The 23,797-nt window shown below is 62.9% G+C and carries 24 protein-coding genes; 8 read left to right on the top strand and 16 right to left on the bottom strand.

What is annotated here, in order from left to right:
• Nucleotides 1–73: 73 nt before the first annotated feature.
• Nucleotides 74–1,453, bottom strand: coding sequence for a serine hydrolase domain-containing protein (locus tag NKG60_RS00840; protein WP_352564465.1), 1,380 nt, complete (start codon nucleotides 1,451–1,453; stop codon nucleotides 74–76).
• Nucleotides 1,454–1,884: 431 nt separating this feature from the next.
• Here NKG60_RS00840 and NKG60_RS00835 point away from each other — a divergent pair, with 431 nt between their 5' ends.
• Nucleotides 1,885–2,682, top strand: a complete 798-nt coding sequence (locus NKG60_RS00835; RefSeq protein WP_352564463.1) for a glycoside hydrolase family 25 protein — start codon at nucleotides 1,885–1,887, stop codon at nucleotides 2,680–2,682.
• Between the two features lie 80 nt (nucleotides 2,683–2,762).
• Nucleotides 2,763–3,935, top strand: a complete 1,173-nt coding sequence (locus NKG60_RS00830; protein ID WP_352564461.1) for a lytic murein transglycosylase — start codon at nucleotides 2,763–2,765, stop codon at nucleotides 3,933–3,935.
• 76 nt (nucleotides 3,936–4,011) lie between these two features.
• Here NKG60_RS00830 and NKG60_RS00825 read toward each other — a convergent pair whose 3' ends face one another.
• The gene (locus NKG60_RS00825) at nucleotides 4,012–4,905 is read right to left on the bottom strand and encodes a LysR family transcriptional regulator (RefSeq protein WP_352564460.1); all 894 of its coding nucleotides are present in this window, start codon (nucleotides 4,903–4,905) and stop codon (nucleotides 4,012–4,014) included.
• Nucleotides 4,906–5,028: 123 nt separating this feature from the next.
• Here NKG60_RS00825 and NKG60_RS00820 point away from each other — a divergent pair, with 123 nt between their 5' ends.
• Complete coding sequence (locus NKG60_RS00820) at nucleotides 5,029–5,760, top strand: SDR family oxidoreductase (protein WP_352564456.1); 732 nt, start codon at nucleotides 5,029–5,031, stop codon at nucleotides 5,758–5,760.
• A 119-nt stretch (nucleotides 5,761–5,879) separates the two neighbouring features.
• On the opposite strand, the gene NKG60_RS00815 is transcribed toward NKG60_RS00820, so the two are convergent.
• Entirely contained in the window at nucleotides 5,880–7,100 is a 1,221-nt protein-coding gene (locus NKG60_RS00815; RefSeq protein ID WP_023721223.1) for an alanine racemase, read from the bottom strand.
• Between the two features lie 225 nt (nucleotides 7,101–7,325).
• Between NKG60_RS00815 and NKG60_RS00810 the strand changes: the two genes are divergently transcribed.
• On the top strand, nucleotides 7,326–8,243 hold the full coding sequence (locus tag NKG60_RS00810) for a DMT family transporter (protein ID WP_352564454.1): 918 nt from the start codon (nucleotides 7,326–7,328) through the stop codon (nucleotides 8,241–8,243).
• Nucleotides 8,244–8,279: 36 nt separating this feature from the next.
• Here the strand turns inward: NKG60_RS00810 and NKG60_RS00805 are convergent, their stop codons facing one another.
• From NKG60_RS00805 to NKG60_RS00790, 4 genes are all read right to left on the bottom strand, one after another.
• Nucleotides 8,280–8,969: an RES family NAD+ phosphorylase gene (locus tag NKG60_RS00805; protein ID WP_352665950.1), complete on the bottom strand. Its 690-nt coding sequence runs from the start codon at nucleotides 8,967–8,969 to the stop codon at nucleotides 8,280–8,282.
• On the bottom strand, nucleotides 8,970–9,407 hold the full coding sequence (locus NKG60_RS00800; protein ID WP_352564452.1) for an antitoxin Xre/MbcA/ParS toxin-binding domain-containing protein: 438 nt from the start codon (nucleotides 9,405–9,407) through the stop codon (nucleotides 8,970–8,972).
• A gap of 593 nt (nucleotides 9,408–10,000) precedes the next feature.
• Nucleotides 10,001–10,918, bottom strand: a complete 918-nt coding sequence (gene metF, locus NKG60_RS00795; protein WP_352564450.1) for a methylenetetrahydrofolate reductase [NAD(P)H] — start codon at nucleotides 10,916–10,918, stop codon at nucleotides 10,001–10,003.
• Nucleotides 10,918–11,940, bottom strand: coding sequence for an ArsR/SmtB family transcription factor (locus NKG60_RS00790; protein WP_352564449.1), 1,023 nt, complete (start codon nucleotides 11,938–11,940; stop codon nucleotides 10,918–10,920). Before NKG60_RS00790 ends, metF begins: the two co-directional genes overlap by 1 nt.
• A 142-nt stretch (nucleotides 11,941–12,082) precedes the next feature.
• Here NKG60_RS00790 and tsaA point away from each other — a divergent pair, with 142 nt between their 5' ends.
• The gene (gene tsaA, locus NKG60_RS00785; RefSeq protein WP_352564447.1) at nucleotides 12,083–12,607 is read left to right on the top strand and encodes a tRNA (N6-threonylcarbamoyladenosine(37)-N6)-methyltransferase TrmO; all 525 of its coding nucleotides are present in this window, start codon (nucleotides 12,083–12,085) and stop codon (nucleotides 12,605–12,607) included.
• A complete protein-coding gene (locus NKG60_RS00780; protein ID WP_352564446.1) occupies nucleotides 12,604–12,915 on the top strand; it encodes a DUF2293 domain-containing protein in 312 nt (103 codons plus the stop codon). The genes tsaA and NKG60_RS00780 overlap by 4 nt, the downstream gene beginning before the upstream one ends.
• A 302-nt stretch (nucleotides 12,916–13,217) precedes the next feature.
• On the opposite strand, the gene NKG60_RS00775 is transcribed toward NKG60_RS00780, so the two are convergent.
• Nucleotides 13,218–13,835, bottom strand: a complete 618-nt coding sequence (locus tag NKG60_RS00775) for an MOSC domain-containing protein (RefSeq protein ID WP_352564444.1) — start codon at nucleotides 13,833–13,835, stop codon at nucleotides 13,218–13,220.
• Between the two features lie 207 nt (nucleotides 13,836–14,042).
• Here NKG60_RS00775 and NKG60_RS00770 point away from each other — a divergent pair, with 207 nt between their 5' ends.
• The gene (locus tag NKG60_RS00770; protein ID WP_352564443.1) at nucleotides 14,043–14,609 is read left to right on the top strand and encodes a methyltransferase family protein; all 567 of its coding nucleotides are present in this window, start codon (nucleotides 14,043–14,045) and stop codon (nucleotides 14,607–14,609) included.
• Nucleotides 14,610–14,677: 68 nt separating this feature from the next.
• Here NKG60_RS00770 and NKG60_RS00765 read toward each other — a convergent pair whose 3' ends face one another.
• The 4 genes from NKG60_RS00765 to ettA form a co-directional block, all read right to left on the bottom strand.
• Nucleotides 14,678–15,799 (bottom strand): beta-ketoacyl-ACP synthase III, encoded by a 1,122-nt coding sequence (locus NKG60_RS00765; RefSeq protein WP_352564441.1) that lies wholly within the window; start codon nucleotides 15,797–15,799, stop codon nucleotides 14,678–14,680.
• 121 nt (nucleotides 15,800–15,920) lie between these two features.
• Nucleotides 15,921–16,259: a hypothetical protein gene (locus tag NKG60_RS00760; RefSeq protein WP_352951102.1), complete on the bottom strand. Its 339-nt coding sequence runs from the start codon at nucleotides 16,257–16,259 to the stop codon at nucleotides 15,921–15,923.
• 106 nt (nucleotides 16,260–16,365) lie between these two features.
• The gene (tam, locus tag NKG60_RS00755) at nucleotides 16,366–17,136 is read right to left on the bottom strand and encodes a trans-aconitate 2-methyltransferase (RefSeq protein ID WP_352564437.1); all 771 of its coding nucleotides are present in this window, start codon (nucleotides 17,134–17,136) and stop codon (nucleotides 16,366–16,368) included.
• A 45-nt stretch (nucleotides 17,137–17,181) separates the two neighbouring features.
• Nucleotides 17,182–18,831, bottom strand: coding sequence for an energy-dependent translational throttle protein EttA (gene ettA, locus NKG60_RS00750; RefSeq protein ID WP_352453385.1), 1,650 nt, complete (start codon nucleotides 18,829–18,831; stop codon nucleotides 17,182–17,184).
• Between the two features lie 347 nt (nucleotides 18,832–19,178).
• Here ettA and NKG60_RS00745 point away from each other — a divergent pair, with 347 nt between their 5' ends.
• Entirely contained in the window at nucleotides 19,179–20,474 is a 1,296-nt protein-coding gene (locus NKG60_RS00745; protein WP_352564435.1) for a GGDEF domain-containing protein, read from the top strand.
• A 27-nt stretch (nucleotides 20,475–20,501) separates the two neighbouring features.
• Here NKG60_RS00745 and NKG60_RS00740 read toward each other — a convergent pair whose 3' ends face one another.
• The 4 genes from NKG60_RS00740 to NKG60_RS00725 form a co-directional block, all read right to left on the bottom strand.
• The gene (locus NKG60_RS00740) at nucleotides 20,502–21,116 is read right to left on the bottom strand and encodes a hypothetical protein (RefSeq protein ID WP_352564433.1); all 615 of its coding nucleotides are present in this window, start codon (nucleotides 21,114–21,116) and stop codon (nucleotides 20,502–20,504) included.
• 73 nt (nucleotides 21,117–21,189) lie between these two features.
• Nucleotides 21,190–22,203 carry a ribonuclease T2 family protein gene (locus NKG60_RS00735; RefSeq protein WP_352564431.1) on the bottom strand — a complete coding sequence of 338 codons (1,014 nt, stop codon included), beginning with the start codon at nucleotides 22,201–22,203 and terminating at the stop codon, nucleotides 21,190–21,192.
• Between the two features lie 120 nt (nucleotides 22,204–22,323).
• On the bottom strand, nucleotides 22,324–22,773 hold the full coding sequence (locus NKG60_RS00730) for a MarR family winged helix-turn-helix transcriptional regulator (protein ID WP_352665954.1): 450 nt from the start codon (nucleotides 22,771–22,773) through the stop codon (nucleotides 22,324–22,326).
• A complete protein-coding gene (locus NKG60_RS00725; protein WP_352564428.1) occupies nucleotides 22,770–23,672 on the bottom strand; it encodes an alpha/beta fold hydrolase in 903 nt (300 codons plus the stop codon). Before NKG60_RS00725 ends, NKG60_RS00730 begins: the two co-directional genes overlap by 4 nt.
• Nucleotides 23,673–23,797: the final 125 nt, after the last annotated feature.

Raw genomic sequence — 23,797 nt, 5'->3', positions numbered from 1 at the left:
CTTTGGCCGGCGAAGGCCGGAAGCGCAGGAAACCGCCGTTTGCAGGCCGGCATCACCTGAATATCGCTACAGCCTAGTGCAGCGCCTTGACCAGCGCCGCTACCATCGCCTGCGGCCGGTAGCCGAGCCTGGCCGGCGTCAGGCCGAGCCGCACCACAACCAGCTGCTCCGAGGGGACGATCGCGGCCGTTTGTCCGTCATGCCCCTCCATCCAGTAGGCGTCCTTGGGCAGGCCGGCGGCAATGCCGGCGCCGGGGTTTTCCTCGTCGCCCGGCCCTTCGATCCATAATTGCCCCTTGCCATAGACCTTCGAGGCAGTTGCCGGTTCCCGCATCCAGTCGACGAAGCCGGCGGGCAGGATCTCCTTGCCGTTCCAGACGCCGCCCTGCAGCAGGAACTGGCCGAAGCGCGCCCAGTCGCGTGCCGTGGCATAGAGGTAGGACGAGCCGACGAAGGTGCCGTGCTCGTCGGCCTCAAGCACTGCACTGTGCATGCCGAGCGGATCGAACAGCGCGGTCCTCGGCCAGGCCAGCGCCTTGTCCTTGTCGCCGATGGCGTCCTGCCACAATCGGGACAGCATCACCGCCGTGCCACTCGAATAGGAAAACACCTTGCCAACCTCGCCGGTCAGCGGCTTGGACCCGGCAAAGCCCGCCATGTCCGGTTCGAGATAGAGCATGCGCGTTACGTCGGCGACGTCGCCATAATCCTCGTTGAATTCCAGCCCGCTCGACATCGCCATCATGTCGGCGAGGCTGATCACGGCGCGGCCATCTCCCTTCCAGGGACCGAACAGGCCCTGGTTGGTCATCGCCAGCTTGCCCTCCTTCACCAGCGTGCCGACGATCGCCGCATTCACCGTCTTGGTCATCGACCAGCCCAATAGCGGCGTCTTTTCGGAAAAGCCTTCGCCATAGCGCTCTGCAACGATGCGGCCGTTCTTGACCACCACCACCGCCCGCATGCCGGCACCGGTCATTGCTGGATCGTCGAGGATCTTCGCGACCTCTGGATCCTGCGAGGCACCGACATCGTCGCCTTCCGGCCAGATCGCATCGGGCAGCGGCGCCGGCGTCGGTGCAGCTCCGGCGACAGCCTCGGCGGCGGCAATACCGCCGTCGGGAACCGAGGCGCAGCCGAGCCCGTCGCGCGCAACCGCGACACTCTTGCCGAGCACACCGAACAGGCCCGCCGAAACCGTTCCCTTCTCCTTGTCGACCGACACCCTCATCAGCTTCAGCAGCGGATGACCCGGCGCCTGCACATCGACGGCAAGCACATCGTCGGCGTCCCGCCCGGCGATGAAGACGTTCGAGCAGACGATCTTGGCCGCGTAACCGGAACCGACGCGGATCAGTTCCGGCGGGGCGAAATACAGCCAGGCGGCGAGTATCGCGGCGGCCAGCACAGCCAGGCCGAGCAGCCATTTGACGAACTTCAAAAGGATCTGCATTTTGAGTTCCCTCGGCGCGCTCGATCTATGTCATCGATTTGCCGCCATTGTTTCGGCAAAATCGCGGCTCTTGTCGAGCGCCGTCAACCGAATATCAACCATGATCGGCGATCACAGGTGTATGTCACCCAAAAGCATGCCCTTGGGCCTGACCCGAGGGTGCGCAGCGGTTCTGGGACAACGACATGCACAGACAAAAGAACTAAGCGCGTCGAAACGATGCGCTTAGGACAGACCGGGCGATCCTGTGGGGTGACCGTCCGGCGGGGCTTGAATGCATGCGTCCCAAAACTGCGCAACGGTTTGGGAATGCATGAAACGAAGATCAAGGCGCATCGCGTAAGTCGGTTTCAGACACGCCGCGCCCGGTCGAGGGGCCACCCGCGGAAAGACCCATCAGCGGCCGGCTGAAACCGGCTCAGGAAGTAGCGATGCGCCGTTTCGCGGTCCTCATCACGCTGATGTTGCTTGGTGCCTGCTCGACGGTCGAGGATCTGACGCCATCGCTGTCGTCGTCCAGCGCCGCGATGGTTGCGGTACGCGCGCCGCGTTTTGCCGATTCCGACCCGCATGAATGGGACAGCGGCGCACCGTGGAGCTATGCCGTCCACGGCACCGACGTCTCCAAATACCAGACCTCGATCGACTGGCCGGCGGCCAGGGCCAGCGGCATCTCCTTCGCTTTCATCAAGGCAACCGAAGGCGGAGACCGGTTCGATGAAGCTTTCAACGAGCATTGGAGCCGCACCAAGGCGTCGGGCATTCCCCGCGCCGCCTATCATTTCTTCTACTTTTGCACGCCGGCCGCTACCCAGGCGCGCTGGTTCATCCAGAACGTGCCCAAAGACAGCTCGGCCATGCCGCCGGTTCTCGACATGGAATGGAACCCGAAATCGCCGACCTGCAAGCTGCGGCCCGATGCCGCCACGGTACGCAGCGAGATGAGCACATTCCTCGAAATCGTCGAAAAACACTACGGCAAGAAGCCGATCATCTACACGTCGGTGGACTTCTTCGAAGATAATGGTTTATCGGGCTTCCGCAATTACCCCTACTGGCTGCGCTCCGTGGCCGGGCACCCGCGCCAGAAATACGGCAGTCATCCCTTCACCTTCTGGCAGTATACCGGAACGGGTGTCGTGCCGGGCATGGCCGGAAACGCCGACATCAGCGTCTTCAACGGCTCCGAAGCCGCCTGGAAGAAGTGGTTGCGGCAGAACACCCGTTGACACCGGGCCTGTCGCCTGCTTTTCGACACAGCCAATGACGAATGCCTGCAACCGCCGGTAATCTTCTTGGAAGGATAGCGATGCGATTGCGCTTTGGACTTCTCGCGGCGCTGCTCCTGAGCGCCGTGCCGGCCGCGGCAGAGCAATGCGGCGGCGATTTCGAGGCATGGAAGCAGGGTGTGGCGGCGGAGGCCAGGGCGGCTGGCGTCGGCGCTGCCGGCCTTGATGCGCTGGAAAACGCCACCCTCGATGAGAAGGCATTGGCACGCGACCGCGCCCAAGGCGTCTTCACCCAGACCTTCATCGAATTCTCGAACCGCATGATCTCGTCGCATCGGCTGAAGCAAGGTGCGGCCAACCTGCAAAAATATGCCGAGGTCTTTGCCCGCGCCGATCGCCAATTCGGCGTGCAGGCGCCGGTCATCGCCGCTTTCTGGGCCCTGGAAACCGATTTTGGCGCCGTGCAAGGCGATTTTCATACGCTGAACGCGCTGGTGAGCCTCTCGCATGACTGCCGCCGCCCGCAGCTGTTCCGGCCGCAGATCGTGCCGCTGCTGATGTTGATCGATCGCGGCGTGGTGCCGGCCGACGTGACCGGTGCCTGGGCCGGCGAGATCGGCCAGACGCAGATGCTGCCTTCCGACTATCTCGGCCACGGCGTCGACGGCGACGGCGATGGCCTGGTCGACCTGCGCGGCAGCGCGCCGGATGTGATCATGAGCACGGCCAGCAAGATCCAGTCGCGCGGCTGGAAGCGCGATCAGCCCTGGATCGAGGAAGTCCGCGTGCCCGACGATTTGCCGTGGGAGCAGACGGGACGCACCAACAAGCTGCCGTTGACGCAGTGGGCGCAGTGGGGCGTTACCAGGCCCGACGGTACGCCGCTTCTCGACAACCGCATGAAGGCCGGCCTGGCATTGCCTATGGGTCGCAAGGGGCCAGCCTTCCTGACCTACGACAATTTCGACGTCTATCTCGAGTGGAACCAGTCCTTCACCTATGCCCTGACCGCGGCAAATCTTGCCGCCCGGCTGGGGGGCGCGCCGCGCTTCGATCCGCGCAACCCCGAACCCGGCCTCAACGGCGACCAGATGAAGGCGCTGCAGACCAAGCTCGAGGCGAAAGGCTATGATGTCGGTACCGTCGACGGCATACTGGGCACCAACACCCGCGAAGCTATCCGCAAGGAGCAGATGCGGCTGGGCCTGCCGGTCGACGGCTGGCCGACGCCGGAGCTGCTGGCCAGACTGTGAGGGTGGTGAATGGTGAAAAGGAATAGCACCGGAGCCGCACTGGGCACCAGAGCTACTACTATTCACTATTCACTATTCACCGCCTCGCCAGCAGGAAATCGATGAACGCTCGCAGCGGCGCCGGAACCTGGCGGGAACTCGCGTGATAGAGATAAAAACCCGGAAATCTCGGCGACCAGGCTTCGAGAAAACGGATGAGCTTTCCCGCTTCGATCCACGGCCGGACCTGATATTCCAGCATGTACGCCACGCCGACCCCATCCAGAACCGCCCCGATCATCAGTTCCGTATCGTTGATCGTCAGGCCGCCGCTGACGGCCACTTCCAAGGCACGTTGGCCCCGGGCGAACTCCCATCGATAAAGATTGCCGCCGCTCGGCCACTGGAAATTGATGCACTGGTGCTGATGCAGGTCCGCGGGGTGACGCGGCATCGGGTGATGCTCCAGATAGCTCGGCGCCGCCACTGCGGCCATCTCGAGTTCCTCGCTGAGCTTCACCGCCACCATGTCCTTGTGCAGCCGCTCACCCAGTCTGATCCCGGCATCGAAGCGGCCCTCGACGATGTCGGTGAGCATGTCGTCGACAATGATTGTGAGGGTGATATCGGGATAGGCGCGGCGGAAATCGCCGAGGATGGGCGCGATGAAACGCATGGCGGCGATGCGCGGAACATTGATGCGCAGCGAGCCTGCCGGCCGGCCGCGTGATGCATGAGCGTCGGCTACGGCCCCTTCCAGTTCGCCGAACGCCGGTGCGATGCGGGCAAACAGCTTCTCGCCCTCAGCGGTCGGCGACATGCTGCGCGTGGTGCGGTTCAGCAGGCGGACACCGAGACGCTCTTCCAGCCCGCGTATCGTCTGGCTGAGCGCTGGAGGCGAAATCCTGAGCTTGGCCGCGGCACGGACGAAGGTTCCCTCTTCGATGATTGCTGCAAATGCCGTGAGTTCGGAAAACTCGCTTCCTCGCATTATGTACCTCAGGCTTAACAAGTCAGTTAGATAATAGGCTATTCTCTTAGCAATAGCATGCCTCTAGCTTTCCCTGGAACGCCGCTCGATCGAGGCGGCCGTCATCAGACGGAAGGAGAAGCCATGCATCGTCCACTCGAAGGCAAAACCGCACTTGTGACCGGCAGTTCACGCGGCATCGGACGCGCCATCGCGGAGGGGCTCGCGGCCAAGGGTGCTGCCGTGGTCGTCAACTATGTCGGCAACGAGAAGGCAGCCAGGGAGGTCGTTGCCGCCATTGAAGGGAATGGCGGAAAAGCCGTCGCCATCCAGGCGGACGTCTCCAGTCTCCCCGACATTCGCAGGCTGTTCGAGGAGACCGAAAGGCAGATGGGGCCGATTGACATCGTCGTCGCCAATGTCGGCGTCGCCGTCATAAAGCCGCTCGTCGATGCCACCGAAGCGGACTTCGATCACGTCTTCGGCGCCAATGCCAAGGGCACCTTCTTCACGCTTCAGGAGGCGGCGCGCCGCGTTCGCGACGGTGGCCGTATCATTGCCGTCTCCACCGGTGGAACCAGGATGTTCTTCACGCAGACGGCGCTTTATCTCGGCAGCAAGGGAGCCGTCGAGCAGTTCGTCCGCGTCCTCTCGCGCGAACTCGGTCCGCGCGCCGTTACCGTGAATGCGCTTTCACCAGGCTTCACCGACACTGACCTGCTCCCCGAACGGGACCGCGCCGTGGCCGCCGGCATGTCGCCCTTCGGCCGGATCGGAGCACCACGCGACGTCGCCGATGTCGCGGTTTTCCTGGCTTCCGACGAAGCTCGCTGGCTTACCGGCGAGAACATCCAGGCCGGCGGCGGCGTGGCCTGACTACGGGGGGTGAATGGTGAATGGTGAATGGTGAATGGTGAATGGTGACAATTCACCGAAGCGGACGGAACGCAAGAACTACTTCCAATCACTATTCACTATTCACCATTCACCATCAACTAATCCGCCATCGTCTCCAGGCTGGCAAACCCCTGCGGCGCATCGCCTTCGTCGAATGGCGTCGCCACCTCGACGAAAGTATCGGGATAGAAGCCGTTGAACCGTGTTCGGAGCGACAGCGAATAGGCGCCGATATGGCCGATCTCGATCCAATCGCCGGTATCGACGGTTTCGGGCAACCAGAACGGCCGCGACAATATATCGACGGAATCGCAGGTCGCGCCGCAGACCTTGAACGGCACGATGGTCTTGTCCTCGCCATTGCGCGAGCGGATCGCCGGATCGGGGATGAAGCGAGCCGGCAGCGTGATCTTGCCGGTCCATGAATCCGACAGCGACGCCCAGATGCCGTCATTGATGTAGAGCCTTTTGCCCTTGCGCAGCAGCACACGCACAATCAGCGACAGGCAGCGCGCCACGATCACCCGGCCGGGCTCGGCCACCAGCGGCATCTGGTCGAACTGGTACTCCTGGAGGTCGCCCGACAGCCGCGACATGATCTGGCCGAGCGACGGCATCTCCGGCTTGCGGCTGTTCGGATCATGACCGTATTCGGCCGGAAAGCCGCCGCCGACATCGAGCCCGGCAATGTCGAAGCCGACGCGGTTGCGCACCCAGTCGGCGGAGGCCAGCGCCCGCTCATAGGTGTCGGGATCCTCGATCTGGCTGCCGACGTGAAAGCATAGGCCGACCTTGTAGCCCGTCCGGTTCAGCCGTTCGGCGAGTTCGACCGCATTGGCCGGTCCGGCGCCGAACTTCTTCGACAGCTCGTAGGCCGCCGAGCCTTTCGTCTGGATGCGCACGAACACGGTGATCGCGCCCGGATCGATGTCGAGCGCCCGCACCACCCTGGTCAGCTTGGTGATCTCGTCTTCATGGTCGAGCGAAATGACGCGGATGGCGTATTTTTCCAGCGCCAGCCTGATGTCCGACTGCGCCTTGACCGGGTGCATGTAGAGCATCTCGGCGTCGGGCGAGACGGCGCGCACGGCGGCGAATTCGCCGGGCGAGGCCACATCGAAGGCGCTGACGCCGGCCTCGACCAGGGCGTTGAGCACGATCTGTTCGCCATTGGTCTTGACCGCATAGGCGGTCTTGCCGGGAAACATGCCCATGAACTGTTTGGCGTCCGCCTTCAGCACCTGCGGGCGGAAGCAATAGATCGGATCGTCCGGGCGAAGCGCCAGCGCTGCCTCGCGGGCATTTTCGAATCGCTGCATGGACGAATCCCTTGACTGAGGCTGCGCACAATTAATCGAAGCTAGCGGCTAATGAAAACAATTCTATGTCTCGCCGCCCCGGCTTCGCGGCGCTACGCCGTTCTGTACCGCCGGTTATGGGCGAGCCAGGCCATCGCTCAGGTTTTGGGTGGCCCTTGCGGCCGGATCGGATATGGCGTGAACAGATGCCTGACGAGCAAGGCATCTCGTCTGGGAGGACGACCAATGGCGATAGCTGCCACCAACACTGTGCGCGGTCCGATGGTGCTCAAAGACTGGGCGCAGCTTCTGCTGCTCGGCGCCATCTGGGGCGGTTCGTTCTTCTTTGCCCGCATTGCGGTGGCGGAACTTCCGCCGCTGGTGCTGGTGCTGTTCCGCGTCACCATCGCGGCCGCGGCACTGCAGCTCTATCTTGCGGTCCGCGGCCCGTCGTTTCGCCTCGCCTTGCCGCATGCCGGCCTGTTCTTCCTGCTGGCGTTCGCCAACAACGTCATCCCTTTCTCGCTGATCTTTGCCGGCCAGACCGAGCTTGGCGCCGGTGTCGCCTCGGTGCTCAATTCGACGACGCCGTTCTGGACGCTGATCCTCGCCAACGCCCTGACCAGTGATGAAAAGCTGTCGTGGAACAAGCTCGCCGGCATCGCCCTCGGTATCGCGGGAACGGCGGTGATGATCGGTCCCGGCCTTGTCGCCGGGCTCGGCGGCCCGGTCTGGGCGAAATTCGCGCTCATCGGTGCCTCGGTCTCCTATGCGGTTGCGCTGATGATTGCCCGCCGCTTCAAGGGTGTCCCGTCACCGGTCATTGCCACCGGCCAATTGACTTGCTCGACCATCATCATGATCCCGGTCGTTTTGTTCACCTATGATGCCGCCAATCTGTTTTCGGCCTCGCCGCCGGTCTGGGCGGCGGTGCTGGCGCTGGCGCTGCTGTCGACGGCTTTCGCCTATATCCTCTATTTCAACCTTGTCGCCTCGGCCGGCGCCACCAACGCCTCGCTGGTCACGCTGATCGTGCCGGCCAGTGCCATCCTGCTCGGCTTCCTGTTCCTCGGCGAGCGGCTCGAACTGTTCGAACTCGGCGGCATGGCGCTGATCGCGCTCGGCCTCGTCACCATCGACGGTCGCCTGTTCGGGCGGCGTTAGAGATGGCACAGCGAAGTTGTCGCTTCCGATCGTGCGCTATATGGGCGTGATCGCGGGAACAGATGAACCCTGCCATTCCAGACGCCAGATACCGCCTTGCCGGAGATTCTGAACGAGATCGGGAAGGAAGGCGGCAAGGCAGGTCCCGCCAACATGTCTCACGGAAGGATACACAAGACCGGTCGCGGCGTCTTGCTTGCGGAGTTGTTTCGCCAGCGCCTGACCGGCCGGATAGGCTAAGGCGGTATCCGGATCGAGCACCGGGTCCTTGCTGAACTCAGCACCGCGCAGATCGTGAAACGAGCCTATGAAGTCGGCAACGAGCTCCGCGTAGTCGGTGACGTTTTCGAACCGTTCGATCGCGGCAAGCTCTCGCGTCAGATGAAACGAGACCTCGCCGAGCGCAGTTTCCGCATCGAACGCACAGTACCAAGCGCCCCTGGCATCATCGTTGAAACGATTGCCGCCCGGACGGGTGTAAGCGAACGCCGCATTGATGAAGGTGTAGCCTGGCCTCCCGAACACCAGTTCGCGCGGATCGAGGTCGGGCAATCCCCCTTGCTGCGCCTGAAGGCGGCCGCTGGTGGCTCCTTCGAGCTCCGCAAGGTCTTCCAAATCTCCATGATTCCTGGCCAACGGCATCAGGACCGGTTCCTTGAGCCTGCCTGTCGAAATCAGCCGGATCGTGTCGCGCTGGGAAATGTCAGCGCGCGGCGGGATCTGCATTCAAAGTCCACCGCGCAAGGCGTCGATGTGTTGGCGAACCTGCAGCAGTTTCGGAATGCCGCCCTCGATCATCACGTCCAGGGGGCGCCGGCCACCATAAAGAGGCCCTTTGTTCGGTAACCGCACCCATTCATCGGCAAGCGCTTCGGAAAACAGAAGCCGCAGTCCTTTGAAGATGCCGATCAGGGCGCTGATGCGTGTCAGCGAATCCTGGGAGAGAACGCCCTCCCATTCGCCCTTCTTCATGCGGAACCAGGTTCTCTCCGACACGTCGCCGATCAAGGCACAGATCTCGGTGCTGGTCAGATGCCAGATGTCTGCGAGCCTGACGATGCCGGCAACAGCAGCTGGCGTGATCCGCGCCCGTGCCGAGGCATCCGCCAGATTTGCCGGCAAAGCCTGATTTGCAGGATCGCGAACAGCATAAGCGACACTCATTCCGACCTCCAACACTTGGCAGGCAATATAGTGCCAATTGGCAGCATATTCAAGTCCGGGCTATCCTCACACCGCGCTGCTGGTTGCCCTTCGCGTCATGTAGCGTCCAGCATCCGGCTGGACGTGCAAAGGACGTTTCGAATCTTCGTTCGTTCCGAAATCGATTCCGATTTCTGGCGCGGTAGCGCTGCCATTCTCGTTGCTGCCTCGGCTTTGCCACAAATTATTCACAGGTCCCGAGCCGGCTTTTGACAAAGAGTTTCAATGCCTAACGGCAAACGGCAGGTCGCAAATTCCACAATCTCGTCGCATTGCAGCAAAGTTTCTGCTTGCCTGTGGCACAAATGACCCTAGACTCTCGCCATAGCTCTTTAAGAGGAGGCTATGACATGGGACTGACGAGGCCGATCAACGCATTGATGATTTGTGCTGCGTTTGCATTCATCGGCGCCCTCATTATGGGCGTCCTTCCATAAGGCCGCTGAGCGGGGGAAGACCAGCACCGAATACTCCAAATCATTGAAAAGGCCGGGCATTTTGCCCGGCCTTTTGCATTCCCCGATCTTTGGCATTTCAAAAAGGAGCTTGCCGCTTTACGCCGCGGCGGATCCCGCCGCCTCGACTTCGTGCGACCTGATGCCGATCATGTGGCAGATGGCAAAGACCAGATCGGCCCGGTTCATCGTGTAGAAGTGGAAATCGCCGACGCCGCGCTCGACAAGGTCCAGCACCTGCTCGGCCGCCACGGCAGACGCCACCAGCGCATGCGTTTGCGGGTCGTTTTGCAGCCCATCGAAGCGCTCGGCCAGCCATGCCGGCACCAAGGCTCCGCACCGTGCCGAGAAGTTGGCGACCTGGGTGAAATTGTGCACCGGCAATATGCCCGGCACGATCGGTATGTAGATGCCGGCCCGCCGTGCCCGCTCGACATAGCGTTCATAGAGATCGTTGTCGAAGAAGAACTGGGTGATCGCCCGCGTCGCTCCGTTGTCGGCCTTGCGCTTCAGCATGTCGAAGTCGGTGGCGAAATCCGGGCTTTCCGGATGTTTTTCCGGATAGGCCGAGACTGATATGTCGAAATCGCCGGCGCCCTTCAGCGCATCGACCAGTTCGGCGCCATTGGCATAGCCTTCCGGATGCGGCCGGTAGGCCGCGCCGACGCCCTCGGCCGGATCGCCGCGCAGGGCGACGAAACGCTTGACGCCCATGTCGGCGAACTCCCGGATCACCGCATCGACCTCGTGGCGCGCCGCATCGACGCAGGTCATGTGCGCCGCCGGCGTCAGCGTCGTTTCATTGAGGATGCGCTTGACGGTACGGGCCGTGCGCTCGCGGGTCGAACCACCGGCGCCATAGGTGACCGAGACGAATTTCGGCCTGAGCGGCTCCAGCCGGGTGACCGTGTCCCACAGCCTTGCTTCCATGTCGTCGTTTTTCGGCGGAAAGAACTCGAACGAAACCCTGACCTTGTCGCCGATGTCGGGGCGGCGGGAGAAGCGGAACTGGTTCATCAGGCGGTTTCCCCTATCGGATACGCATTGGCCGGTTGTCTGTCGTTGGAAGGCTCGGCAATCAGCATGCGCCGATCGCGGCCGAGCCAGAGTTTGACGGTGAGCTTGGCCTCGTTGCCGCCGCGCGGCTCGAATTCCTGGCTGTCCTCGAGGTCGAGGCCGGCCTCGGAAAACCAGTCGCCAATTTGCCGGTCGGAAAAGCCGAGGCGCATATGCGCGTGCTCCTCGCGCAAGAACTCCAGCGTGTGCGGCGCGAAATCGACGATCACCAGCCGGCCGGCCGGGCGCAACAGCCGCGCCGCCTCGCGGATGGCGCGGGCGGGATCGTCGAGATAGTGCAGCACCTGATGGATGGTAACGAGGTCGAAGGCGTCGCGCTCGACCGGCGGCGCAAAAATGTCGCCCTGGCGCACCTGCGCATTCGAAACGCCCGCCTTGTCGAGATTGGCGCGCGCCACAGTCAGCATCTCGCGCGACATGTCGATGCCGACGCCGCGCCGATAGAGCGGCGAAAAGATCTCGAGCAGCCGTCCGGTGCCGGTGCCGAGATCGAGCATCGACTGGAACGGCCGCTTGCCGACGACTTTGATGAGGGCTGCCTCGACCGCGCGGTCCGGCACATGCAGCGAGCGGATATGGTCCCAGCTTGCGGCGTTTACCGAGAAATATTCGGCAGCCCGGTCCTGCCGCTTGCGCTTGACCGCGGCCAGCCGTTCGAGATCACGCTCGACCTGCGGATCGGCGCCGCGGATGCCGGAAACCAGCCTCAGCACGAAATCGCGCGAGGAGTCGGAATCCGATAGCCGGAAGAACGCCCACGAGCCCTCCTGGTAGCGGCCGATCAGCCCTGCCTCCAGCAGCAATTTCAAATGGCGCGAGACGCGCGGCTGCGATTGGCCGAGGATTTCGGTGAGATCGGACACCGTCAGATCGCCGCGCGACAGCAGCGCCAATATGCGCAGCCGGCTGGATTCGGCAGCCGCCTTCAATGTATCTACCATCGTGTCGAGAGCGACATGCATGCGAGCATTCTCTTTGAAAAGATATAAACATATGTTTATGTCGGTTTTGATAGGCTTGCAAGCGCTATGTCGCTTCCGGACAAGAAAATGACGCATGCGTCGCGGACCGCGCAAGCCCGCAAGCATGATCGAGGCGAGACCCATGTTCGAAACGCGCAGCGGCGAAAAGCTTCTGGAAACCGACCCGGCAACGATGCCGCCGGATGGCCACATCGTCTTCATCGGCCGCATCGCTTCGCCTTGGATTACGCGGGAGACCTGCCCCAAAAACATGAAGGCCGCGCGGGAGACGGGACAGCCGGCGGCTCTCACGATCGATCCGCTCTATCGGGACGGCCTGCTTGGGCTGGAACGCGCCAGCCACGTCATCATCCTGTCCTGGCTGCACCATGCGCCGCGGCAACTGATTGTCCAGAAACCCCGCCATGCCACGGAGCCGAAAGGCGTCTTTTCGCTGCGCTCCCCTGCCCGGCCGAACCCAATTGGGCTGCATGTCGCCAAGCTCGTTACACTCGACATCGACATCGGCCGCGTCGAGCTTGACGCCATCGACGTGCTCGACGGCACGCCGGTCATCGACATCAAGCCCTATTTCGCCTCGACCGATGCCTTCGCCGAGGCGACCATGGCTGGGCGGAACGAGACGTCCAGATCGGACGAGCGGTGAGCGCCCCGACCGGCCGCCGCCGCGCCATCGCCAAGGCGCTGACAGCGCTTCTGCCGCTGGCGCCCTATGCCGACATGGAAAAGATCCGTGCCGATGCCGGCGCCGTGCACATGAAGAGCTTGCCGCCGAGCATTGCCGTGTGGCTGGCGACGATTGCGCATATTCGTCACGCCCACACCGACTACGAAAAGCTGCTCGCCGACGGCTATGACCGCGATTCCGCGCGCTTCTTCGTCATCGAACAAACCAACATCGCGCTGACCCGCTGGCGTGCCACCCGTCTGCTCGACGATGAGGATGAGGCGTAGAGGACGGCAAGCAGACGCGTCGAGTTCTGCGGCGCCCCCTCTGTCCCGCCTACGTCAGGTCGGCAACAAAAAACCCGCCTCGGGAGGCGGGTCGTTGGAGCCAATTAGCACCATACCCAAATTAGTAGCATAGCTGCCGGCACAAAGCAAGAACAAAGTTGCTCGCCTTCAGCATTGAATCGCGACTTCGTTTCAGCATGGGTTTTGAGAGGTCCAGGGACAGTGCCCCTCTGCCCTGCAGGATATAGGGGTACGAAGGAACGCGGCTTCGACTGGCAACACCGCCTTGCCTGGACTCACCTTCAGGCCCGGTAAATCCACTGCTCGGGCACGCGCACCGATATCTCCTCGCCGGCCGTGATCGTGCCGGGCTTCTCGACCCAGGCGACGAGCCCGCGCAAGCGCTTTGCCGCCTTCGGGAACAGCAGCGCGCCGGCCTCGTGGTCGGCCATCCCGGCCTTTTCGGCGACTGATCGGCCGGCGATCCGGCAAGGCCCGTTCTGCGCGTCGATCTTGACGGTCGCGCCGCCTTTGAAGAACAGCAGCGAGCCGGATGGCAGCATGGAGAGGTGCGGCAGGCCTTCGATCAGGAGATTGGCGCCGATCCATTCAGGCTTGATCTCGGTAATGCCCATCCGTTCGGCAACGATTGCCAGTTCGTCCGCCGCGACGATCGACAATTGCCGTTCGTTGCGCATCTCGGTGCCGCGCGGATACCAGGGTTCCCGCCCGCCGGAGCGCCGCGTCGTGCCGGCGTGGAAATCGCCTTCGATACCGTCGAAGCCGAGCTGCAGCGTATCCACCGCTCGTGTCTCAAAACGATCGAATGATGCGAGATAGAGCGCCGCCACCCTGGCGGCGAGTTTTCGCGCCGGCACGATCTCGACTGGATTTTCGGTTGCGGGAAACAGATCCGGCATTGGTCTCATTCCTAGCGACGGGATGCAATTAGCCGAAGTCGATTTATAGGGTCCAGTCGAAAGCGTTGATGCTCCAATCAAGACGGCTGATACGGGTCGGCACCACCAGCGTCCTGGTTGAATCGAGCCCTTGCACAAGCGTGCCGCATTGCTGCCGCGCTGCATCGGTTGATAATATCGGTCAGGTTAAGCCTGCGGAGGTTTATCGTGCATCCCGCATCGGCAATCGCGCAGCTCTGGCTGCTCTGGGTCGTCTCATGGGCCGCGGCCGCCTTCTGGGCCGACCGGGCAGAAAAACGCGCCGGCTTCGAGGCCGAACTGCCCTACCGGGCCGTGCTGGTGGTCGGCACGATCCTGCTCTTCATCCCGGCGCACGGTTACGCCGGCCCGCTGAGGCTTTGGACGCCGAACCTTGCCGAAGCGTGGATCTGCGTCGCGCTGATTGCCGCCGGCCTGGCATTTGCCTGGTGGGCGCGGCTGCATCTCGGCCGCCTGTGGTCGGGCACGGTCACCGCCAAGGCAGAGCACCGCGTCATCGACAGCGGCCCCTACCGGCTGGTCCGCCACCCGATCTACACCGGGCTGCTTCTGGCAATCCTCGCCACCATGGCGGCGAAAGGCACCCTCTGGGGCATCGCTGGCGCCGCCCTTCTCACCGCCGGCATCATCATGAAGGCAAGGCTGGAGGAGCGTTTTCTGCGCAGCGAACTGGGTAGCGCTTACGACGACTATGCCAGGCGCGTTCCGATGCTGGTTCCGTTCGCGCCGAGCTAATGCATGTCGCCCAAAAGCATGCCCTCGGGCTTGAACCGAGGGCGCACAGCGGTTTTGGGACAACGAGTCTAAAGCATGCGCAACAGCGCGCCCCCGATCGAGTAGCCGGCGCCGAAGGCGCAGAGCAGGCCATAGTCGCCGGCCTTCATATCGGCATGGTTCTCCGACAGGGCGACGATTGCGCCGGCGGCGGCGGTGTTGCCGAGGCGCTCCAGCACCATCGGCGCGCGGTCATGATCGACGTCATGGCCGAACGACAGTTTCAGGATCATGGCGTTCATCCGCGCATTGGCCTGATGCAGCCAGAAGCGCCGGATCGCTTGCGGCGTCAGCCCGTGCTCGGCCAGGAATTCGACGATGAACTTGTGGCCGGCGACCGTGACTTCCTTGAACACCTTGTTGCCGATCTGCTTGATCAGATTGCCTTCCAGATCGATCATGTACGGATCGTCCTGGGTGGCGCGGGTGTAATAACCGAGATTGGTGCGGATGCTGTTCGACATCTGCGTCCAGGCGCGCGTGTCGAGCACCTCGAAGCGCCCCGGCCGCTTCTCGCCTTGCGCGAGCCCCTCGACGATCATCGACACGGAAGCGTCGCCGAAGATGAAATGCGTCTGCCGGTCGCGAAAATTGAGATGGCCGGTGATGATCTCCGGCGTCGTCACCAGCACGCGTTTATGCGCCCCTGCCCGCACCAGGTTGACGGCGATGTGCAATGCCGCCGCCGCCGACGAGCAGCCAAGCCCCATATCGAAGCCGGCGCCTTTCGTCCCCATCGCCTGCTGCATTTCGATGGCGATCGCCGGATAGGGCCGCTGATGGTGCGAGGCGGAGCAGATCACCAGGTCTATATCCCCGGGCTTCAGCCCGGCATGATCGAGCGCCTTGCTGGCCGAGGCGATGCCGAACTCGGCCTCCAGCGACAGCGCATCGTCGGGCCGCGCCGGGAAGCGCGGCGCCATGCGGTTCGGGTCGAGGATGCCCTCCCGTTCGATGACATGGCGGGTCTGGACGCCCGAGGCATGGACGATGAAGGCACTGTCCGATTTCTGCAGCAGCGGCTCGCCCGATACCTCGCGGCGGACGTTCTCCATGTCCACCCAGCTGTTGAAGCTGGCGACGAGTTCCTCATTGGTGATCGAAGCTTCGGGGATCTCAACGCCGATGCCGCTGATGATGACGCGATGCATTTCCAGTTCGTCCCGTGCGCAGGCGTTGCGGCTTCATGTCGACGCCGCAAAAAGCTCGGCGCAACCTCTTTTGCACCTAGCCAGTTTATGCCGGCTTAAATCAAGTCCCTGGAAACAGTCTTTACCAGGCGCAGAGCTTGGTATTGGTCTGCGGGTTGTTCCAGCAGGCACCGTCATCGCGGCTCCGCACGAATTGCCCGGGCAGCGGCACGTTGCGGCGGCCGAGATTGACATAGCCATAGGCAAAACCCGGCCCGTCGATCTCCAGGACGTAAGTCGGATAGCCCGGCGCCGAGATGCGAAAGCTGCCGGCATCGTCCAGCGCCCGGTAGCTGCAGGAGAAATAGCCGTCATCGCTGGTGAAGCAGCGCGCTCGCTTGGCCTGCGCCGATATCGAAAAGGCAAGCATAGCGGCCGCACAAATACTGCCGCCGAAAACCATCTTTTTCAGTGTCATCATCCACCCCCCATGGCCCATGAAGGGCCGTGCCCCAGTGAGATGCGCATGACGGCGAAAGCCGGTCAAGCACCCGCTGCTGGCTGTTTTTGGGTGTAGCTAAGAGCTTCTAAGCAGAACGCCGCGCCACGATGAAGAGACGGGGAAAGCGCAGCAATACCTTGCCGCTTGCCGTTTTCGGATAGGCTTCGCTGATCCTGGCCGTGTAGCGCGTCAGGAAAAGGAGCCGCTCGTTTTCGTCGAGCGGATCGAGGAACGGCTTCAGCCCCGTCGACTTCACCCACTCGACGATCGCCTCGGCATCGGCCAGCGGATGATTGTAGATCGTGTGCCAGATATCGAGCCGATCCGAGAATGGCGACAAAAGGTCGTAGTAGAACGCGACCGGCGGCAGCGGCGCGCGGGCCGCGCGCTCGAGCTTTTCGACAAACGGCATCTCGGCCGCGGTCTCCCGCATCAGCCGGTGCGAAGGCTCGGCCATGTTGTCCGGCATCTGCACGGCAAGCGCGCCGCCAGGCGCCAAAAATCCCATCAGCCGCTGGAAGACCGCCGGATGCTCCGGCAGCCACTGAAACACCGCATTGGCAAAGATCACGTCGACTGGTTCGGCCGGCTGCCACGCCGCCGCATCCGCCAGCGCAAAGCTGACGCCGGGCAGGCGCGCCTTGGCCTTCTCGATCATGTCGGGCGAGGTATCGAAGCCGCTGATCTGCGCCTGCGGCCAGCGCTCGACCAGCAATTCGGTCGAATTGCCCGGCCCGCAGCCAATGTCCACGACCCTGCGCGGTGCCGGCACCTGCACCTGCGCAACGAGATCGCGCGCCGGGCGGGTGCGCTCATCCTCGAATTTCAGGTAGAGGGCGGCGGACCAGTCGGCCATCTTGGTTCCTCAGATCATTTGAGAATTCGCCGCCCTGTAAATGTCTTACCGCGTCAGCCGCTTATACGTCATGCGGTGCGGGTTGACCGCTTCCGGGCCGAGACGGCGGATCTTGTCCTGCTCGTAATCCTCGAAATTGCCTTCGAACCATTCGACATGGCTGTCGCCCTCGAAGGCGAGGATGTGCGTCGCCAGACGATCGAGGAACATGCGATCGTGCGAGATGATGACGGCGCAGCCGGCGAAACTCTCGAGCGCGTCTTCAAGTGCGGCCAGCGTTTCGGTATCGAGATCGTTGGTCGGTTCGTCGAGCAGCAGCACGTTGCCGCCGGTCTTCAGCATCTTGGCCAGATGCACGCGGTTGCGCTGACCGCCGGAGAGATTGCCGACCTTTTGCTGCTGGTCGCCGCCGCGGAAATTGAACGACGCGCAATAGGCGCGGGTGTTGGCTTCGAACTTGCCGAGCTTGACCACTTCGGCGCCGCCCGAGATCTCTTCCCAGACGGTCTTGGTCGGGTCGAGTGCGTCGCGGCTCTGGTCGACATAACCAAGCTTGACCGTCTCGCCGACGCGGATGGTGCCGGCATCGGGCTTTTCCTGGCCGGTGATCATGCGGAACAGCGTCGTCTTGCCGGCGCCGTTCGGGCCGATGACGCCGACGATGCCGCCGGGCGGCAGCTTGAATTCGAGATCGTCGATCAAAAGCGTGTCGCCAAAGCCCTTCGACAGGCCCTCGACCTCGATCACCACATTGCCGAGCCGCTCGCCGTGCGGAATGACGATCTGCGTGTCGCTCGGACGCCGCTTGTCGGCTGCATCCAGCAGATCCTGGAACGCCTGGATACGGGCTTTCGACTTGGTCTGCCTAGCCTTAGGGCTCGACTGGATCCACTCGCGCTCGCGGCCGATCGCCCGCTGGCGTGCATCGTCCTCGCGGCCCTCCTGCTTGAGCCGCTTGGCCTTGGCTTCGAGATATTTGGTGTAGTTGCCTTCGTACGGGATTCCGCGGCCACGATCGAGCTCGAGGATCCAGCCGGTGACGTTGTCGAGGAAGTAGCGATCGTGGGTGATGATCATCACCGCGCCCGGATAGGCGCGCAGATGCTTTTCCAGCCACGCCGTCGTCTCGGCGTCGAGATGGTTGGTCGGCTCGTCGAGCAGCAGAAGGTCAGGCTGGCGCAGCAGCAGCTGGCACAGCGCGACGCGACGGCGCTCGCCGCCCGACAGCTTGGTGACGTCGGCCTCCTTGGGCGGGCAGCCGAGTGCCTCCATCGCCATCTCGACCTGCTGTTCGAGATCCCAGAGGTTGAGCCGGTCCATCTCGTCCTGCAGCTTGGCCGACTCGTCCGCCGTCTCGTCGGAATAGTTCATCATCAATTCGTTGTAGCGCTCGATGATGGCGGTCTTGGCGGCGACGCCTTCCATGACGTTCTCGAACACGTTCTTGTTCGGATCGAGCGCCGGCTCCTGCGCCAGGTAACCGACGGTAGCACCCTCGGCCAGCCAGGCCTCGCCGCTCCACTCCTTGTCGATGCCGGCCATGATCTTGAGGATCGTCGACTTGCCGGCGCCGTTGGGGCCGAGGATGCCGATCTTGGCGTCCGGGTAGAAGGACAGATGAATGTTCTCGAGCACCTTCTTGGTGCCGTAGGCCTTGTTGAGGCCGGCCATGTGATAGATGAACTGGCGTGCCACGCGCGCTTTCCCTGAAAAGTCGACTGATGTCGGATTTGAATGGAAGTTGGGCGCTATGTAAGCGATGCGGCCCCGAACGGCAAACAGTTTTGGCCCTAGAGCAATTCCAGGAAAAGTGTGAAACGGTTTTCCGTCCGGAATTGCGTCAAAAACAAAAAGATGGGGCGGTTCAGCGTTTCAGTGAAACGATGAACCGCCCCCAGGCGGATTTGGTCGCACCCGCAAACGCTTAGCCGCTTCATTTCGTGCCGGCGCCCGGGCGAAAGCTCCGGTTAACCATTCCGCGTCAAAACAGTGTTGGATGGGAAATCGCTGGCAGCCGCGATTTCGGGGAGAGAGATCGGGCCGTGCTGAACAGTTTCCTGCTTTTTGCCGAAGCGGTTCTCTATTTCGGCATCATGGTCACGCTTTTTCGGTTCAGGGGCCGCATCGGCCTCGGCGTCTTTGTTTGCGCCCTTGGCGTCATGCATTTCCTGGAAACCTATCTCGCCAGCGTCTTCTACGTCGCGCTACCGTTCGGCATGGTATCGCCGGGTTCGGCCGTGCTGTTTTCCGGCAAGCTGGTCATGCTTCTCCTGCTCTACATCAAGGAGGACGCGGCAACCGTCCGCCAGCCGATCTACGGCCTGCTGCTCGGCAATACCCTGATGATCGGGCTCGTGCTGATCCTGCGCCTGCACGACATCGCACCGCTGCCCGACGGCAAGCTTCCCGACATCGGCTTTATCGACGAGATGGGCTGGCTGATGGTGTGGGGCACGACGCTGCTGTTCGTCGACGCCATCCTGATTATCCTGCTCTATGAAAAGCTCGGCAAATATCTGCGCAAGGCGCTTTTCACCCGAATCCTAGTCTCCGTCGCCTGCGTGCTCACCTTCGATCAGGCAGGTTTTTTCACGGCGCTGCATTTCGTCACCGGTGCGCCGGTGGCGGTGTTCTTCGGCGGCTGGTTCGCCAAGATGGCAGCGGCCCTGATCTACAGCACCATGCTGGTCGCCTATATCAGGTGGTTCGAGGCACGGCAGGTGCCGGCGCCGCGTGGGCTTTCCGACATTTTCGACACGCTGACCTATCGCGAGCGCTATGAAGCGCTGGTCGAGCACGTCGGTCGCGACGGCCTCACCGGCCTGCTGCACAGGGGTCGCTTCGACAGCGAAGGCGAGGCCTCCGTGGCAACCAGCCTGCGGACCGCCAGGCCGCTCAGCCTGCTGATCATCGATGTCGACCACTTCAAATCGATCAATGACCGCTTCGGCCATGCCGAGGGCGACAAGGTGCTGAAAGCCCTGGCGATTTTGCTTGGCGAACTTGTCGGGACCGAAGATCAACTGTTCAGGATCGGCGGCGAGGAATTCGCCATCCTCGGCTGGCGTCCGCAGCCGCTCGCCAGGCTGCTGGGCGAAACCGTCAGGCAAGCGGTCAAGACGTCCGCAAGCACCAGCCGGTTCGACATCACCGTCAGCGCCGGCATCTCGACGGTCAGCGAGACCACCCGTTGCCTTGCCGATCTCTTCGCGCTCGCCGACCAGCGTCTCTACAAGGCCAAATCGACGGGGCGCGATCGCGTTGTCGGCGAACCGGGCGGCAGCGAAGCAGACGGCCGCAACACATGGACTAGGCCGGAGCGCAGCGCCGGCGCGTAACGCTACTCTGGCCTTTGCTTGGGGCAATCAGGATTGTTTGCGCCGCTGCCATCCGCCGATCGCAACCGAAACCGCCACCAGCGCGATCGCCAGCCATTTCAACGCGGTAATAATCGGGCCGGCTTCGATATCGTAGGCGATGAACAGAAGGATGCCCGGCACCAACAGGCCGCAGAGCACGAGCGTGATCCGGTTGATCTGCCATGACACTTTTGCCGCAAGCGCCTGGTCGCCGGGCACGGCGACAAGCGCGGCCCGCATTGCCTTCGGCGCGACCAGCGCGGCCGAAAGACGCAGCGAAATCGGCAGGCCGATGCCGATGATCAGGAAGGCGCATGCCGCCAGGAGCAGCGAAAACTTGAGCGCACTGGTTTCGGCCGGTACCGGGAACAGCAGCGCCGCCAGCGGCAGGAAGACACAGAAGATCCCGAGCGCGGCAATGGCGATGAAGATCGCCGCGTTGACCAGCGTGAACAATTGGTACGTGCCGCCGCCGACGGGTTTGGCGAGCGTGGTCATGCGCACCCACTCGACTTCGGAGTAGGAAAAGCCCGGCCATTCCATATGGCCGTCGCGGATCGCCGTCATGCCCTTGGCCCAGAACGCCAGCCGCGCCAGCGCGCCGCTCGTCATGCCACTCATCGCCACCCCCTGCGAATGATACCCGCGGGATCATACCATCCCCGGCGCAAAGCGACAGTCGCGTTCGGCCTGTTTACTGGAACCCGACGGCATCGACCGTGCCCTTCGGGCAGCCGGCCTTGGTTGTCGGCGCCGAGGCAAGCAGCAGGGTACCGAGCGAAGCGTTCGAGGCGATCGGGCCGGTCAGGCCGAGCGTCAGCTCGCCGATCAGCCGCCTGCCGTTCGAAGGATCGATCACGCAGGACACGCGGACCCGGTCGCCCGCGCCTTTGCCGAACGCGCTGTCGAAGGTGCTGCGGATCTGATCGGACGTAAGCTGCTTGCCGATGCTTCTGGTGAAGAGATCGCGCACCGGCGAAGCATTCACCGCGCGCATCAGGTTCAAGGCGTCGGCGAAATACTCCTGCTGGCTCTTGCCGTAGCAGGTGCCGTGCTTGATCCATTCATGCCTTTCGAGGGCGGATGCGGTGCCCGGCATCACCTGGTCGAGTTCCGCTCGCGTATTCGGGTCCAGCGTGACCGGCGGCAAATCCCGCCAGTGCGCTGGATCGTCGTTCGCCTTGTCGCTTGCCGCGACCTGGCAATAGAAATTTCCGTTCGGCTGCGGCCACAACCCATGCAAGGTGAAGTGGGTCGCATCGAAACCGGCGGCGGTCTGCGCCCGGCATTCGGTCTTGCTGGATTTGGTCTCGCAGAAAGCCGGCTGCCAGCTCAGCGCGAAGACATATTCCGGCTTTCCGGACGCCGATGGCTTGTTCGGCTCGGCAGGTGCCGGTGCAGCCGGCATCGCCGACGCATTGCCACCCGAAACATGGCCGCAACTGATCTTGACCCAGCGGCGCTCCGGATCGGCGCCCGGCACCCGAATGAGATAGTGCGTGGGCGCGTCCTTGTTGCCGGCCAGCAGATCGTAGCTCTGGCCAGCCGCAGTCGATATGTTGCCGGGGTTCTTGCCGCTCTTGATCGCCTGCGTTGCCGGACAGGCGGAATCGGCGACGAAAGAGCCGGTCATCTTCACATCGGCCCGCGCCGCGCTTGCGCCAGCAAACGCAAGAAACACCGCCCCCCATATCGCCCAAATCCGCATTCCGGCACTCCTCGTGATTCACGCGGCAAGCTAGAAACTTGCGACATGTCAGAATTACGATTTCTTTCGCCGGCCGTAAAAACAATCGCCAGCGCATTGAGACGGCTCTCGCGTAGTCGATCAGGATCCGCCCGCCTCCACCCGTTCTGTCAGGGTGCGCAGCAGATCAAGCGAGGCTTTCAGCGCGTCGGCGTCCATACCCTCCGAAACGCGGTTCGCCCAAACATGCTGGCGTGTGCCGATATTCTTGACCGCTGCCCAGCCGGTATCGGTTATCGACAACAGCTTGGCGCGGCGATGCGCCGGGTTGTCGGCATAGGCAGCAAGCCCCTCCGCAGCCAGTATGTCGGCCAGCCGCTGTACGCTCTGACGGGCGAGGCCCATGTCGCGGGCGATGTCGGCCACGGATTTCGGCTCCTTCAAAACCGCACCCAAAACCTGCCAGCGCGCTGCCGTCAGCCCGGTTGGAGCGGCCAGCCGGTCGGCCGCATCCAGAAAACTGCCGTTCAGCCTGAACACGGCAAGCACCAGATCGGTGAGCACATTTGCGGCTTCGGTCCTGGTCGTCATTTCTGGCCGGCCTCGATGGTCGCGACGAAATTGTTGACGGCTTCGGCTACGACCTCGGGCTTGTCGAGCATCACCCAATGGCCGCTGCCCGCCACGATCTGGCGCGGAATGTCCGTGCGCAGCCGGTAGAGCGCGACTGGAGTGTCACTAGCCTCGGTAGCCAATACGAACATCGGCCCGCGATACGCATTGAGTGCCGGCTCCGAGTTCCATTCGGCCAGTGCCTTGCCGACACCTGCCCTCGCCGCCGGATCGACCACTGCCGCATCGGCCAGAACACGCTGGCGAACAGCCGCGTTAGGGCCGGCAATCGACGTGTAGTAGGCGTTCAGGACATCGCGGCCTTGCGGACCGGCCAGATCGCGGACAAAGCCGTCACGAATCGCCTGCGGCAGCGCACGAGGATCGGTCGCCGGGTCGACGAGCAAGACACCGGCGACCCGGTCGGCATGGCTGGCGGCATAAGCGAGCGCCACGCCACCACCGCCGCTGTGCGCGACAATGAGAAACCGCTTCAGGCCAAACGCGTCGGCCACGGCGCCGACATCCATTGCACGGCCGTCATAGCCATAGTCACCGTCCTGCGCCGGCGCGGAGGCGCCATGGCCGCGAAAATCGAAGGCTACCGCCTCGCGGCCTTCGACGGAGAGCTGCATCACCCGGTCCCAGTGGGAAGCGCGGCTGCAATCTCCATGCAGGAACATGATCGGCAGGCCATTGCCGGCGTTGATCCTATAAGTGGCAAGCTGGCCTTGCGGGCCCGGAACGGTGGACGTCATCATGGTGATCTCCCTGGTTTCCTGACTGAACGCAGCAATCCCTGGCAGCAGGGTGGCCGTCGTAAAGGCGAAGGCCGCCAGCAAGATTGCACGCCGCGAAATGGCCCCGGTGGTTTTCATAGTCATATCCCCAATCTGCTGCTGACCATTTGACAGCATGCTGTCATGCAATCACATTGACAGCATGCTGTCAACTGCGGCCGAATGGGCACCGTCCCTTGACGTCGATCGCTGCGTCGCCCAAC

Origin of the sequence: Mesorhizobium sp. M1428, assembly GCF_040317515.1 — a bacterium.
Lineage (GTDB): Bacteria > Pseudomonadota > Alphaproteobacteria > Rhizobiales > Rhizobiaceae > Mesorhizobium.
The sequence above is the reverse complement of the archived record's forward strand: the minus strand, read 5'-3'. Positions and strand labels throughout refer to the sequence as shown.

Bases quoted from the DNA above. Each gene is read 5' to 3' on its own strand.
- NKG60_RS00840 (WP_352564465.1), bottom strand. From the start codon at position 1,453: ATGCAGATCCTTTTGAAGTTCGTCAAATGGCTGCTCGGCCTGGCTGTG.
- NKG60_RS00835 (WP_352564463.1), top strand. From the start codon at position 1,885: ATGCGCCGTTTCGCGGTCCTCATCACGCTGATGTTGCTTGGTGCCTGC.
- NKG60_RS00830 (WP_352564461.1), top strand. From the start codon at position 2,763: ATGCGATTGCGCTTTGGACTTCTCGCGGCGCTGCTCCTGAGCGCCGTG.
- NKG60_RS00825 (WP_352564460.1), bottom strand. From the start codon at position 4,905: ATGCGAGGAAGCGAGTTTTCCGAACTCACGGCATTTGCAGCAATCATC.
- NKG60_RS00820 (WP_352564456.1), top strand. From the start codon at position 5,029: ATGCATCGTCCACTCGAAGGCAAAACCGCACTTGTGACCGGCAGTTCA.
- NKG60_RS00815 (WP_023721223.1), bottom strand. From the start codon at position 7,100: ATGCAGCGATTCGAAAATGCCCGCGAGGCAGCGCTGGCGCTTCGCCCG.
- NKG60_RS00810 (WP_352564454.1), top strand. From the start codon at position 7,326: ATGGCGATAGCTGCCACCAACACTGTGCGCGGTCCGATGGTGCTCAAA.
- NKG60_RS00805 (WP_352665950.1), bottom strand. From the start codon at position 8,969: ATGCAGATCCCGCCGCGCGCTGACATTTCCCAGCGCGACACGATCCGG.
- NKG60_RS00800 (WP_352564452.1), bottom strand. From the start codon at position 9,407: ATGAGTGTCGCTTATGCTGTTCGCGATCCTGCAAATCAGGCTTTGCCG.
- metF (WP_352564450.1), bottom strand. From the start codon at position 10,918: ATGAACCAGTTCCGCTTCTCCCGCCGCCCCGACATCGGCGACAAGGTC.
- NKG60_RS00790 (WP_352564449.1), bottom strand. From the start codon at position 11,940: ATGCATGTCGCTCTCGACACGATGGTAGATACATTGAAGGCGGCTGCC.
- tsaA (WP_352564447.1), top strand. From the start codon at position 12,083: ATGTTCGAAACGCGCAGCGGCGAAAAGCTTCTGGAAACCGACCCGGCA.
- NKG60_RS00775 (WP_352564444.1), bottom strand. From the start codon at position 13,835: ATGCCGGATCTGTTTCCCGCAACCGAAAATCCAGTCGAGATCGTGCCG.
- NKG60_RS00765 (WP_352564441.1), bottom strand. From the start codon at position 15,799: ATGCATCGCGTCATCATCAGCGGCATCGGCGTTGAGATCCCCGAAGCT.
- NKG60_RS00760 (WP_352951102.1), bottom strand. From the start codon at position 16,259: ATGATGACACTGAAAAAGATGGTTTTCGGCGGCAGTATTTGTGCGGCC.
- tam (WP_352564437.1), bottom strand. From the start codon at position 17,136: ATGGCCGACTGGTCCGCCGCCCTCTACCTGAAATTCGAGGATGAGCGC.
- NKG60_RS00740 (WP_352564433.1), bottom strand. From the start codon at position 21,116: ATGAGTGGCATGACGAGCGGCGCGCTGGCGCGGCTGGCGTTCTGGGCC.
- NKG60_RS00735 (WP_352564431.1), bottom strand. From the start codon at position 22,203: ATGCGGATTTGGGCGATATGGGGGGCGGTGTTTCTTGCGTTTGCTGGC.
- NKG60_RS00730 (WP_352665954.1), bottom strand. From the start codon at position 22,773: ATGACGACCAGGACCGAAGCCGCAAATGTGCTCACCGATCTGGTGCTT.
- NKG60_RS00725 (WP_352564428.1), bottom strand. From the start codon at position 23,672: ATGAAAACCACCGGGGCCATTTCGCGGCGTGCAATCTTGCTGGCGGCC.